Raw genomic sequence first — 13,652 nt, 5'->3', positions numbered from 1 at the left:
ACACGGCACCGACAACTTCCGCGCGTCACTCCCCGGTCGCGACGGCCGTCACCGGACGCGTCCGCGTCGCCACCCAAGCGGGCAGGACCGCGGCGACCAAGGCGAGTACGATCGCGGTCGCGACGATCACCAGGTAGATGGAGATCGGCCCGTCCGGCAGCACCCGTCCGGTCGCGACGAGGCAGAACGGCACGATCGCGCCCGCCGAGACGACGGTGCCCAGCAGGATGCCGATCGCGGCGATCAGGCCGCCTTCGCTGGCGGCCATCCGCAGCACCTGGCCGCGAGTGAAACCGCCGAGGCGCTGCAGGCCGAACTCCCTTCGCCGCCGTGAGGTGGCCATGACCAGGGTGTTTACCACGGAGATCACCGTGTAGCCGACGATCATGCCGACCAGCAGGTAGTTCACCCACGCGCCGGTCTCGTCGTTCTTGGCGTTCGCGGCGGCCAGCGTGCTCCGGTCGCCGACGGAGACCGGGAGACCGGCGGTCGCGGCGGTCAGGCTGTGCGTCAGCCGGGCCTGGTCGACACCGGGCTCGGCGCGGACGAGCACCTGCCGGGGGAGACCCGCGGCAGTGTGCGCGGCGAGCAGGTCGGCGGGCAGGAGAAGCTGTTCGGCACCATCCCGCTGCTGCACGATCGCGACGATGCGAAGGGTCCGGTCGGTCCCGTCGCCGAGACGGAGCGTGACGGAATCGCCGACGGACCGGGAGACTTCGGCGGCGTCGGGCAACGCGATCGTGTCGCCTTTGAGGTCGGCGAGATTGCCTTGCACGACCGCGGCCGCGTTGATCGTCGCGTCAGTGAGGCCGAGCGCCGGGTAGCCCTTCTTGGTCTGGTTCTCGTCGAACGGCGCGGTGATGAACGCGCGGCTGCTGACGTACGACGAGACCGCCGCGACGCCGTCCGCGTGCCGGACGCGGTCGAGGGCCTCCGGAGAAATTCCAGTGGGGCCCGCGACAACCGCGTCGGCGCGGAGGTCTTCGGCGAAGGCCTGCGCGGAAGCGGCGGTGGTCGTGGTCTGCAGGTAGATGTTGGCGGTCGCGATGCCGACGGCGAGCATGATCGGCGTGACCGCGCCGGCCACCCGGGTGGCCGCGTTGCGCGTGTTGGTGATCGCCAGCCAGCCGGTGACGCCGCTGATCAGCCGCATCGGGCCCTGCAACAGGATCGCGGTCAGCTTCGTGACGCCCGGGCTGATCATCGCAACGCCGATCGCCCACAGCATCACTGCCGGACCCGCCGTGCTCGCCGCGATGGGTCCCGTCATCACCGCGAGCGTGACGATGCCCAGCGCGGTCCCGCCGCCGAAGCACAGCAGCGCGACGATCAGCCGCACCGGAGTCAGCCAGCTCCGCGGCACGGAGGCCTCGGCGAGCGCCTCGGTCGGCCGGATGCGACCGACCCGGAATCCGGCGACCAGCGCGGAAATCCCGACGGCGAGCATCGTCGCACCCGCCGCGATGATCATCGGGATCCAGCCCTGGTGGAACTGCACCTCGGGCGAGATGAACCCGCCCGAGGTGAACTGTTCGAACAGCCATCGGCCGAACACCGGGCCCAGCGCGGCCGCGACTCCGGTCGCGAGCACGCCGATGACCAGCGCTTCGCCGAGAACCATGCGCCGCAACTGCCGCGGTGTCGTGCCGATCGCGCGCAGCAGAGCCAATTCCCGCTGCCGCTGGCGCACCGACAGCATCAACGTGCTGGCGATGACGAACACCGCGACCGAAATCGACAGTCCGCCCGCGACACCGGCCAACGGAATCAGCCGTGCGCCGCTCGTTTGCGCCTCCGGGAATTCAGCGAGGCCGCGCTCATCCCCAGTCAGCACGGACACCCCCGACCCGAGGTGCAACGCGGCCGGATTGTCAGTGACGACGCCGAAGTAGTCGACCTTGCCGGGGTGGCCGGAGAGCTGATCGGCCACGTCGTCGGCGAAGAACGCGTCGGAACCATCAACCGTCCGAGCGACACGGTAGTGATTGATCTTCCCTTGCACCGCAAGGTCGACCGTCGCGCCAGCCGACACACCGCTGGCGGCGGGCAGCACCACTTCGCCGTCTCGCGGCGCGGGTCCGAGCAGCCGAGCGGACTCCCAGCCGTGCGCGACGAGAGGCTGTTTACCCAGCGATACCGGGAAATTCACCTCACCGACCACAGTGGACACACCAGGCGTCGCGCGAATCGTCTCCGCCATCGACCGGTCCAGGCGGACCCGCTCAGACAGCGCGACCGACTGCGTCTTGGGCTTGTCGGAGTGCTTCTGCAGCTCGAAATCCTGTTGTCCGGTAACAACTGCCGTCGCCCAAGCCAGCCGGTGCGGCGGCGTGGCGGACCGGATCCCGGTCTCCATCAGACCGGCGCAGGCGGACACGATCACCGCGCCGAGGAAGGCGGCCACGAACGCGGCGATGAACCCGCCGGTGCGGAAACGCAAGGTGCGCAAGGCAAGACTGAACATCAGAAGCCGCCCACCGGCGTCCGGTCGGCCCAGGCGCCGAGGTGCGTCATGCGTTCGGCGACCGCCGTCGCGGTCGGCCGGTGCAGTTCGCCTGCGACGCGGCCGTCCGCGAGGAAGACGACGCGGTCCGCGTAGGAGGCCGCGACCGGGTCGTGCGTCACCATCACGACGGTCAGCCCGCCGCGCACCGATTCCGAGAGCAGGCCGAGGATTTCACTCGCGGTACGGGTGTCCAGCGCGCCGGTCGGCTCGTCGGCGAACAGCACGGCCGGGCGGCTGACCAGCGCGCGGGCGATCGCCACCCGCTGCTGTTGACCACCGGACAACTGACCCGGCAGGTGCTTGCGCCGGTCGCCCAGCCCGACGTGCCCGAGCATCTCGGCGACGCGGCGGCGGTCCGGACGACGACCGGCCAGCCGTAGCGGCAGCACGACGTTCTGCTCGACGGTCAGCGCGGGCAGCAGGTTGAACGCCTGGAAGACGAATCCGACCTTGTCCCGGCGCAGCTTCGTGAGCCGCGTTTCGGAGAGCTTGCCCAGTTCCTGGTCGTCGAGCAGGACCGAACCGCTCGTCGGCCGGTCGAGTCCGGCCGCGCAGTGCAGGAACGTGCTCTTGCCCGAGCCCGACGGGCCCATCACCGCGGTGAACCCGCCGCGCGGGAAGGACAGGCTCACCCCGTCCAGTGCCGTGACCCGGCCGTATTCCTTGCGGACGGATTCAAGCCGCACCGCTTCCCCAGTCGCCATGGGGAAAACGCTATGGCTTGCCGGGGGAAAACACCCTGGGGCGCACACGCCGGGACGGGGTAGGGCTGTCCCTACCGCTAGGTGCGGCGGCGGTTGCCGAACCCGCCGGCGAGCTTGCGCAGCACCGGACGCGGCAGCAGTCCGCCGATCCCGACCAGGGCCTTGTACTGCAGGCTCGGCACCGAGATCACCTTGCCGCGGCGCAGGTCAGCGAGGGCTTCGTCGACGACCTGGGCCACGTCGAGCCAGAACGCCTTCGGCCCCTCCCGCTGCAGCCCGGCGCGCTCGTGGAACTCGGTGTGGGTGAAACCGGGGCACAGCGCCATCATCCGCACGCCCTTCGGCAGCGACATCGCGATGCCCTCGGTGAACGACGTGACCCAGTTCTTGCTGGCGGTATACGTCGAGCCGCGGCCGGAAAAGAAGCCCGCGACGCTGCTGACGTTGATGATGTCGCCGCGGCCGCGCTCGACCATGCCCGGCAGCGCCGCCCGGGTCAGCTGCAGCACGGCGGTCACGTTGACGTCGAGCTGACGCTGCAGGTCCTCGGCCGGGATCTCCCAGAACTCGCCGCTCAGCCCGAACCCCGCGTTGTTGACCAGCAGGTCGACCGGCCGGGTTTCGAGCAGCTCAGCGACCCGGCCGCGACCGTCCACTTCGGACAGATCGGCGGACAGCACGGTCACGTCGACGCCGTGCTCCGCGCGCAGCTTCTCGGCCAGCGCGGTCAGCCGCTCCTCGTCCCTGGCGACGAGGACGAGGTCGTGCTTCTCGGCGGCGAGCCGGCGCGCGAATTCCGCGCCGATGCCCGCAGTGGCTCCCGTGATCACAGAACTGGTGGTCATGTGGGTGAAGCTACCCGTTTTTCAGCTGCGTTTGCGCTGGTGGCGCAGTATGGTCCGGCGCATGGGCAAGCACACCAAGCGGACGCCCGGATATCTGCCCCGGATGGCCGCCGGTGCGGCGCCCCTCGCTCTGTTGCTCGCCGGCCCGGCCGCGGCGCTGGCGGACACCCCGCGCGGGGGACTGCCGCTCGACCTGCACCAGCACGGTTCCTCCTCCGACCTCCAGTTCACCCGCGACGAGACGGTCACGACGCGCGATCTGCCCGCGTCCTCCGCTTCGAACCTGCACCAGGCGCTCGCTCCGGACGCCGCCGGCCAGTCCCAGACGCACGACCTGCGTCTCGGCGAGGCAGGCCGCGCGTTCACCGGCAACGACCTCGGCGCGCACCACACGCAGCCGTTCGACGGTGCGCACGTAGCCGGTCTGGACCAGTCCATGCGACACGGCGTCCGGCTGCCCCACGGCGTCGAAGCGCTCTCCAGCAGCAAGACCGGCGCCGAGTCGGGTCTGGCCGGCCGGTTCTCCGGCGACCTGATGAGCGGCAGCCGCGTCGAACGCACCTCCGCGGACGCCGTCGACCTCGGCCCGGCGGGCTCGGTCGTCGCGAACTCCGACGAAAGCGTGCTCGGCCAGTTCACCGGCAAGCTCGACGTCGCGCGGCTGGAGTCCACCGAGCGGCACAGCGTGTCCGGCGACCTCGGCCCGGTGCACACGCTGGCCGCGACGAGCCAGTCGACCGCCGAGCGCACCGAGCGGTTCCACGGCGAACTGTCGGCCGCGGACATCGCCTCGGCGCGGGCGAGCACCGCTTCTACCGTGGGTGTCCCGGTTACCCGGAGCCAGCACGTGGGCGCCGAGGTGCTCGGAAATCCGGTCATCGACAACGGATGGACAGTTTCCGGGCCGCCGTTCACTTTTTCGCCCGGCTGAGTTCACCGCCGGGCCGGGTCCGCTTTCGGCAACCGAGTCCGGAGCGTTTCCGGATCGTGAAACGGTCCTCGGCCGAAGCCGTCGTGAGCTGCGGGGCGTCACCCGTTCGCCGTAACGAAGGGCGGGTTTCCTTTACCCACCGTGGCGGTTCGGCGCGCGAATCCGGGCTCGACCAGGTGGCGCCGCCACCGGGAGAGTCCCCAGCGGGAGGCCCGCATCCGCTTGGATAGCCTGCTGGGCGTGGTCGACCTCGAATCCGCTGCCGCCGAATCGGCGTCTCCGACAGCTGCCGGCAAGAGCAAAGCCGGGCGTCGGGCGCGGCTGCTCGCTGCGGTTTTCGGGATCGCCGGCGCGATTCTCGCGATCGCGATCCCGTTCCTGCCCGTCACGCTCGAGCAAACCACCCTCGACTGGCCGACCGCACAGGGCGGCACCAGGGCGGTGTCCGCCCCGCTGACCGCGCAGGCGCCGATCTCGCTCGACGCGAAGGTCTCGTGCACGACCGCGCGGGCGCTCGACGCGCGCACCGACGGCAACGCCGTGCTGTTCAGCACCAACCCGCCGAACTCCAGCATCGGCACCGTCACCGGGATGGCCCTGCAGGTCGGCGACGGTCAGCTCACGCTTTCCTCACAGGGCCAGCAGCTCGGCGCGGCCCCGATCGGCGAGGGCGACTGCACGATCACGGTGCATTCCGACCCGAAGCACACGACCGCGTCCGTCGGCGGCACCCACCTGGCGGACGTCAGCGACGACCACCGGCCGCAGCTCACCGGCTTCTTCTCCGACCTCAACAACCAGGACGACACGCACGGCCTCTCGGTCTCCGCGCAGGTCGACAACCGCTGGGCCAGCACCGCGACCGGCATCAAACTGGCCGCCATCGTGCTGTCGGTGCTCTGCTTCATCGGCGCGGTGCTCGCGCTGTACCGCCTCGACCGGCTCTCCGGCCGACGCGCGCCCCGGCTGGCCAAGCGGGGCTGGTGGAAGCTGAAATTCCTCGACATAGCCGTCCTCGGCACGCTCGGCGTCTGGTGGCTGATCGGCGCGATGACCGCCGACGACGGCTACTTCACGACCATGGCGCTCGTCCGCGGCGACGCCGGGTACATCGGCGAGTACTACCGGTGGTTCGCCGCGCCGGACGCGCCGATGGCGTGGTTCGTCGACATCTACGCGGCCATGACCAAGGTCAGTTCGCTGACGCCGTGGATGCGGCTGCCGTCGCTGTTGATGGGCGTCGCCTGCTGGATGCTGATCAGCCGGGGCGTGCTGCCCCGGCTCGGCAGGCAGGTGCGGATCAGCAGCGCGGCCGGCTGGGCGGCGGGCGCGGTCTTCCTCGCGTTCTGGCTGCCCTACGACAACGGCCTGCGCCCGGAAAACCTGGTCGCGCTGCTGTCGCTGATCACCATCTGCGCGGTCGAACGCGCGGTGGCGACCCGGCGGCTCGGGCCGGCGGCGGTCGGGCTGACCGTCGCGGCGCTGTGCGTTTCGGTGAACCCGCACGGGCTGATGGCCGTGCTGCCGTTCGTGGTCGGGCTGAAACCATTGGCGAAGATCGTGCTCCGGCACGCCCGCCAGTTCGGCTGGGTGCCGGTGCTCGCGCCGGTCGCCGCGGCCGGACTGGTGATCCTCGCACTCATCTTCTGCGACCAGACGCTGAGCGGCGCGCTCGAATCGGTGCGGCTGCGGTCTTCGCTCGGGCCGACCGGCGCCTGGTACAACGAGCTGGACCGCTACACGATGCTGTTCAGCAACGGCCCGGACGGTTCGATGACGCGCCGGTTCCCGGTGTTGTTGATCTTCCTCTGCCTGGCGACCTGCGCGGTCGTGCTGCTGCGGCGCGGCAACATCCGCGGTGCCGCGCTCGGCCCGAGCCGCAGGCTGCTCGGCATCAGCGCACTGTCCTTTGTGGTCCTCGCGCTCGCCCCGACCAAGCACTCGCACCACTTCGGCATGCTGGTCGCGGTCGGCGGTCCGCTCGCCGCGCTCACCGCGTTGTCGACGAGCACGACCGTGCTGCTGTCGCGCCGCAACCGCGCGGCGTTCTTCGCCGGGCTGATGGTGATCGTCGCGCTCGCTTCGACCGGGCCGAACGCCTGGTGGTACGTCTCGGCGTGGGGCGTGCCGTGGTTCGACCTCCCGCCGCAGGTGTTCGGCATCAAGCTGAGCACGATGGCGCTCGTGGCGGCCGCGGTCGCGCTGGCGATCGCGGCGATCGAGCACATGAAGCACAACGAGCACGAACCGTTCGTGCCGCCCGCGCCGGTGCCGCGGTCCGACCTGGAAAACCGCGGCCGGGCGCTGCGGCTCGGGCTCGCGCCGCTGTCGACGGTGTGCGCGATTCTCGTGCTGTTCGAGATCGGCAGCATCGCCAAGGGCATCCAGAAGCGCTGGGACACCTACAACATGGGTGCCGACAACATCCGCCAGCTGGCCGGGAAGAGCTGCGGGCTGTCCGACTACATCAAGGTCGAGCGCGATCCGAAGGCCGGCATTCTCGAAGCCGCGCCGCAGCAGCCGCAGAACGCCGCGCCCGGCTGGCAGGTGCCCGCAGGCGCCGACCGCGGGACCACGCCGCAGGAATGGCTGACCAGCACCCAGAAGGGCTTCGTCACCAACGGCGGGCTGCCCACGGACGACAAGTGGAAGCCGCCGCACGGCTTCGGCAAGGACGCCGCGCCGATCTGGGGCAGCTACCACGAGTCCGGCGACGGCGCGGGCGACCTGCGCACCCAGTGGTACTCGATCCCGGAACGCGCGCGCGACGGCTCGGTGCCGATCGTGGTCGCGCTCGCCGGCAAGACCGAGGACCCGAACGGACTGACCGCCGAATTCGGCAAGAACACCCCCGCCGGGTTCGAGGTGCTCAGCCGCGAGAAGCTCGACGCGAAGAAGAAGGACACCGACTGGCGGGACGCGCGGGTCAGCGTGCCCGAAGGCGCCGACCAGGTGCGGATCGTGGCGAAGGGCCGCGGGCTCGGCAGCGAGGGCTGGGTCGCGTTCAGCGCGCCGCGGGCGCCGAAGATCGCGAAGATGACCGACGTGGTCGGGAAGGACCCGGTGTTCCTGGAGTGGGCCGCCGCCGCGCAGCACCCGTGCCTGCGCCCGTCCTCGATCCACAACGGGATCGCCGAGATGCCGAAGTACCGGATCAGCGCGGGCGACGACCTGCGCACGGTCGGCCGGTACTGGTCTTCGCCCGCGGGCGGCGGACCGTTCGTGTGGATGAACGCGAGCGTCCAGATGGAGGCGTTGCCGACGTACCTGGAAGGCGACGTCGACCGTGACTGGGGGACGTTGTACGAGGTGACGCCCGACGTCGCGAACGCGCTCCCGGCTTCGGCGGCGCTGCATCAGCAGTCGGTGACGCACTCCGGACTGTGGTCGCCTGGACCGCTGGCCAAACCCGCCAACCCGACCGGCGAGACGTAAACCGGCTGTGCCGCGAAGGGCCCCTTGAGCCGCTCAAGGGGCCCTTCGCGCTTTTCAGCAGCGGTATCGGGTGAACTGCTCGTTCATGATCAGAAACGCGCCGAGCCCGTGGAAGTCGTTCGTCAGCCGCTTCCGCGCGAAGTAGAACTTCAGGTCCCCGACGTTCGTCCCCTCGCAGATGTCGGCGATGTTCGTCAGCCCGTCCGACCCGATCGACACCTTCTGCAGCACTCCCGCGTAGCCGCGCTGGGCGACCGAGGCGTAAGAAGCGGGCAGATATCCGCGCTCGATGCCCCGGGAGACGGTGAACGCGTACATCGAGGACGCGGACGTCTCCAGCCAGTTCCCGTCGTCCCCGCCGTGGTCGACGACCTGGTACCACCGGCCGGTCCGCAGATCCTGGAACCGGCGGTATCCGTCGGCGAGGAACTGGACGATCCCGACCAGCTCCGGCCTGCGGGGATGGTCGGCGGGCAGCACCTCGAGGATGTCGATCGCGGCCATCCCGAACCAGCCGATCGCGCGGGCCCAGTGGAAGCTGGAGTGCTTGCCGGGCCCGGTCGCCCACGGCTGGGCGCCGCTTTCGTCGTAGGCGTGGTAGATCAGGCCCTTCGCGGGTTCCTTGAGGTGTCCGAAGTAGACGGACAGGTTCTTGGCGGACTCCTCGTAGCAGTACGTCGGGTCGTGGAAAACCTTGCCGTACAAGGCGAGGAACGGTTGCGCCATGTACACGCCGTCGCCCCACAGCTGGTGCTGTCGGCTGACCGCGTGCCACATCCCGCCGTCGCTCGTGCGCGGATAGGTTTCGAAGCGTTTGCGCAGCTGATCGGCGGCCTTGCGGTACTTGGCGTTGCCGGTTTCGTTGTACAGCAACGGAAGCATCTGGCAGGCACGCATCGAGTCGAGGCTGCTGAAGCTGTTGGAGATGCCGTCGTCGGTGATGAACCGGTCGTACCAGGCGACGAGGTAGTCGAGGTACTTGCGCTCCTTGGTCCGCCGGTAGAAGAGGTACTGGCCGTAGAAGTAGAGGCCGAGCGGATAGCTCCAGCCGCCGATGGACGCCGGGGTGTAGCGCTTCATGGTGGAGTCGATGACGGCGCGGGACCAGTCGCGCGCGCCCGCGGCCGCCGCGACCCCGGGCAGCGCGAGCGAGCCGAGCGCCGCCGCGGTCCCGGTCAGTACCGATCTTCTCGAGAGGGACATGGGGGTGTCCTTCCTGCTGTCGGCGGCGGCGGGAAAGGCTGTCGAACGACCTCTACCCGGCGCGGGAGCGGTCCGGCAAGGTTCCTGTCCGGGATGTCCGGCGCGATCGCTGGATAGGCGCAGCGGGGCGTCCGGTCAGCGGGAACCCGTCCGCAATGGACACCCGAGCCGGGCGATTAGCCGATTTGTCGACGCGACCTGGCGGGTTCCGGCCAAACGGGGCGCGCCGACACGGTGCGGCCGTCCCGGTAGGAGGGCTCGGCAGCGATACCCTGACCGGCGTGGGTATCTCGGCGTGGATCTGGTTCGTCATCGCCGCCGTCGCGCTGGTGGCGGGGCTTGGCCTGCTCTTCGCGGACCGGGCCAGGGAGGGCTCGCGCAACCGTGAGCGGCAGCGCTGGGCCCAGTTGCGCGGCTGGCAGTTCGTGGAAGAGGACGAACGGCTGCCCCGGCAGTGGTCGGGAGGCGCGATCGGCTACTTCGGAGCCGACGCGGCGGTGAACGTCGTCGCGGGCTCCACCTTCACCTCCGACGGCCGCCGTCCGGTGTTCATCTTCGACATCGAGTCCCAAGGCCAGGTGCCCGCGGTGGTCGTGGCCGTGCGCTGTAACAAGACGCACCGGGTGCCGGTCGAGATGTGGCTGTCGAGCGTGCCGTTCCAGCGCGAGAACATGCCGGAGATGCTCGGCCCGATCGGCCAGCGCTACGCCTTCGCGGACGACTCCGAGGGGGCGCGCCAGGTCATCACCCAGGACCTGGTGGACGCGGCCGACCAGCTGGGCGGCGACGTCGGCGTGGCGTGGCTGGAGAACGAGTGGGTGCTGGCGAGCGTCGTGCCCGGGGCTGGGCCGTCGCGGCTTGAGCGGCTGCTGCGCGATCTGGGCGAGATCGCGGACATCGTGGACCCGTTCGACGAGGACTACGACTCGAACCGCACGTGGACGCCGTCTGCGGGGACTCCGGCTGCGCCTCCGACCAGCGCTCCTTCTCCGGCGGACACGCAGGCGACGCGGCCGGTCGATACTCGCGCAGTGGAGACGTCGGCGCCGTCGCCGGCGGACACCCGGATGACGGAGCGGCAGCCGTCTCCGCCCGCGCCGCGCACTCCGCCGCCGGGTGGGGGCGCGACTCCGACGGCTCCCGCGCGTCCGGTGGAACCTGGGCACGGCGAGGACACCTGAGGGTTTGGTTTTGGAACCGCCCGGCCGCGCTACTGCGGCCGGGCGGTTTCGCGTTCCGGGCTGGCAACTTGTGCCCGAGTCCTGCGACGAAGGGTTCGTGAGGGGAGCCTTCAAGCGGCGGCCCGCGTCGCGCTTACCTCCAAACGTCGTGAAGGGCTCCTTGAGGGAATCTAAGTCCCTTAAGGAGCCCTTCACGGACCACACTCAGACCCGCGACACCGTCAGCGTGTCACCGGTTTCCAGTTCCGGCAGGTCCACCCGCACGGTGTCCCCGTCCCGGACTTCGCCGGCGAGCAGTTGCTTGGCCAGCTGGTCCCCGATCGCCGACTGCACCAGGCGGCGCAGCGGGCGGGCGCCGTAGATCGGGTCGAAGCCGTTCAGTGCCAGCCATTCCCGGGCGCCGTCGGTCACCTCGAGGTGCAAACGGCGCTGGGCGAGCCGCTTGGCGAGCCGGGCGACCTGGATGTCCACAATGGACGTCAGTTGCTCGGTGCCGAGCGCGTGGAACACCACGATGTCGTCCAGCCGGTTCAGGAATTCCGGCTTGAACTGCCGTTGCACGACCTCCATCACCGCGTCGCGGCGCTGGCGTTCGTCGAGTGCCGGGTCCGCGATCGCTTGCGAGCCGAGGTTCGACGTCAGGATCAGGATGGTGTTCCGGAAGTCCACCGTCCGGCCTTGGCCGTCGGTGAGCCTGCCGTCGTCGAGGACCTGCAGGAGCACGTCGAACACGTCCGGGTGCGCCTTTTCGACCTCGTCCAGCAGCACCACCGTGTACGGGCGGCGCCGGACGGCTTCGGTCAGCTGGCCGCCCTGGTCGTAGCCGACGTAACCCGGGGGAGCACCGACCAGGCGGGCCACCGAGTGCTTCTCGGAGTACTCGCTCATGTCGATGCGCTGCATCGCGCGCTCGTCGTCGAACAGGAACTCCGCCAGCGCCTTCGCCAGCTCGGTCTTGCCGACGCCGGTCGGGCCGAGGAACAGGAACGAGCCGGTCGGCCGGTCCGGGTCGGCAACGCCGGCCCGTGCGCGCCGCACGGCGTCCGCGACGACCTGGACCGCCTGGTCCTGGCCGATGACGCGGCGGTTCAGCTCCTCCTCCATCCGGAGCAGCTTGCCCGTCTCGCCTTCCAGCAGCCGTCCGGCGGGAATACCGGTCCATGCGCTGACCACGTCCGCGACGTCGTCCGCGCCCACCTCTTCCTTCAGCATGACGTTCTGCTTGCTGGCCTCGTTCGCGGCCATCGCGGCCTCGAACTCCTTCTCCAGCACCGGAATCCGGCCGTACCGCAGCTCGGCGGCCTTGCCGAGGTCGCCGTCGCGTTCGGCGCGTTCCGATTCGCCGCGCAGTTGCTCCAGTTGCTCCTTCAGCTCACGGACGGTCTCGATCGAGCCCTTCTCGTTCTGCCAACGGGCGGTCAGCGCGGTGAGTTCCTCGCGCTTCTCGGCCAGTTCGGCGCGCAGCGCGGTGAGCCGTTCCAAGGAGGCAGCGTCGTCCTCTTTGGACAGTGCCATCTCCTCGATCTCCATGCGCCGCACGGCCCGTTCGACCTCGTCGATCTCCACCGGACGCGAGTCGATCTCCATCCGGATCTTCGAAGCGGCCTCGTCGACCAGGTCGATCGCCTTGTCCGGCAGGAACCGCGCGGTGATGTAGCGGTCCGACAGCGTCGCGGCGGCGACCAGCGCGGCGTCCGTGATCCGGACCCCGTGGTGCACCTCGTAACGCTCCTTCAGCCCGCGCAGGATCGCGATGGTGTCCTCCGGCGACGGCTCGCCGACCAGCACCTGCTGGAAACGGCGCTCCAGCGCCGGGTCCTTTTCGATGTGCTGGCGGTACTCGTCGAGCGTGGTCGCGCCGACCATCCGCAGCTCGCCGCGGGCGAGCATCGGCTTGATCATGTTGCCCGCGTCCATCGCGCCCTCGCCGGTCGCGCCCGCGCCGACGATGGTGTGCAGCTCGTCGATGAACGTGATGACCTCGCCCGCGGAGTCGGTGATCTCCTTGAGGACAGCCTTCAACCGCTCCTCGAACTCGCCGCGGAACTTGGCTCCGGCCACCATCGACCCGAGATCGAGTGCGACGACTCGCTTGCCGCGCAACGATTCCGGCACGTCGCCCGCGACGATCCGCTGGGCGAGGCCCTCGACGATCGCCGTCTTGCCGACGCCCGGTTCGCCGATCAGCACCGGGTTGTTCTTGGTGCGCCGGGAAAGCACCTGCACGACGCGGCGAATCTCGGTGTCGCGGCCGATGACCGGGTCGAGTTCACCGGAACGGGCCCGCTCGGTCAGGTCGACGCCGTACTTCTCCAGCGCCTTGAACGTGCTTTCGGGATCCGCGCTGGTGATCCGGGCCGACCCGCGCACCTTCGCGAACGCCTCGCGCAGCGCGTCCGGCGTGGCGCCGTGCCGCTTGAGCAGGTCCGCGACCTGGGCTCCTTCGGTGGCGAGGCCGACGAGCAGGTGCTCGGTCGACACGTACTCGTCACCGAGTTCGGTGGCGAGCTTCTGCGCCTGCGAGAGCGACTTGACCGCGGGCGCGTCGAACTGCGGCGTCGACACGGTCGCGCCGGTCGCCGACGGCAGTCCGTTGATGATCGGCTCGAGCTCCTTGTGCACCGTCTCCGGGTCCGCCCCGACCGCGGTCAGCAGCGGTGCGGTGGTCCCGTCACCCTGCGCCAGCAGGGCGCCCAGCAAATGGGCGGCCGACACGTGCGGGTTGCCGGCCACGGTGGCCGCCTGCGCCGCGGACGAGATCGCCTGCTGGGTCTTCGTGGTCGGGTTGAAAGCGTCCATCCCTCACCTCATGCGTTTGTGGAAATACCTGGTGACAGGCCCGACCAA

Annotated in this window: 8 protein-coding genes; 3 read left to right on the top strand and 5 right to left on the bottom strand. The window is 70.0% G+C overall.

Annotated features, from left to right (window positions below; all coding sequences use genetic code 11):
* Window positions 1-25 precede the first annotated feature (25 nt).
* The 3 genes from DMP23_RS35160 to DMP23_RS35150 form a co-directional block, all read right to left on the bottom strand.
* Complete coding sequence (locus DMP23_RS35160) at window positions 26-2,449, bottom strand: ABC transporter permease (protein ID WP_443111308.1); 2,424 nt, start codon at window positions 2,447-2,449, stop codon at window positions 26-28.
* A gap of 14 nt (window positions 2,450-2,463) precedes the next feature.
* The gene (locus DMP23_RS35155) at window positions 2,464-3,210 is read right to left on the bottom strand and encodes an ABC transporter ATP-binding protein (RefSeq protein ID WP_238603795.1); all 747 of its coding nucleotides are present in this window, start codon (window positions 3,208-3,210) and stop codon (window positions 2,464-2,466) included.
* A gap of 77 nt (window positions 3,211-3,287) precedes the next feature.
* A complete protein-coding gene (locus DMP23_RS35150) occupies window positions 3,288-4,055 on the bottom strand; it encodes an SDR family NAD(P)-dependent oxidoreductase (protein WP_337823621.1) in 768 nt (255 codons plus the stop codon).
* 61 nt (window positions 4,056-4,116) lie between these two features.
* Between DMP23_RS35150 and DMP23_RS35145 the strand changes: the two genes are divergently transcribed.
* Window positions 4,117-4,986, top strand: a complete 870-nt coding sequence (locus tag DMP23_RS35145) for a hypothetical protein (RefSeq protein ID WP_337823620.1) — start codon at window positions 4,117-4,119, stop codon at window positions 4,984-4,986.
* Window positions 4,987-5,226: 240 nt separating this feature from the next.
* The gene (locus DMP23_RS35140; RefSeq protein WP_337823619.1) at window positions 5,227-8,421 is read left to right on the top strand and encodes an arabinosyltransferase domain-containing protein; all 3,195 of its coding nucleotides are present in this window, start codon (window positions 5,227-5,229) and stop codon (window positions 8,419-8,421) included.
* A gap of 54 nt (window positions 8,422-8,475) precedes the next feature.
* Here DMP23_RS35140 and DMP23_RS35135 read toward each other — a convergent pair whose 3' ends face one another.
* Window positions 8,476-9,624: a glycoside hydrolase family 88/105 protein gene (locus DMP23_RS35135; RefSeq protein ID WP_337823618.1), complete on the bottom strand. Its 1,149-nt coding sequence runs from the start codon at window positions 9,622-9,624 to the stop codon at window positions 8,476-8,478.
* 281 nt (window positions 9,625-9,905) lie between these two features.
* Between DMP23_RS35135 and DMP23_RS35130 the strand changes: the two genes are divergently transcribed.
* Entirely contained in the window at window positions 9,906-10,805 is a 900-nt protein-coding gene (locus DMP23_RS35130; protein ID WP_337823617.1) for a hypothetical protein, read from the top strand.
* 204 nt (window positions 10,806-11,009) lie between these two features.
* On the opposite strand, the gene clpB is transcribed toward DMP23_RS35130, so the two are convergent.
* Window positions 11,010-13,604 carry an ATP-dependent chaperone ClpB gene (gene clpB / locus DMP23_RS35125; RefSeq protein ID WP_037808889.1) on the bottom strand — a complete coding sequence of 865 codons (2,595 nt, stop codon included), beginning with the start codon at window positions 13,602-13,604 and terminating at the stop codon, window positions 11,010-11,012.
* Between the last annotated feature and the right edge of the window lie 48 nt (window positions 13,605-13,652).

Source organism: Amycolatopsis sp. A1MSW2902 (assembly GCF_017312175.1).
Taxonomy (GTDB): Bacteria; Actinomycetota; Actinomycetes; order Mycobacteriales; family Pseudonocardiaceae; genus Amycolatopsis; species Amycolatopsis nivea.
The sequence above is the reverse complement of the archived record's forward strand: the minus strand, read 5'-3'. Positions and strand labels throughout refer to the sequence as shown.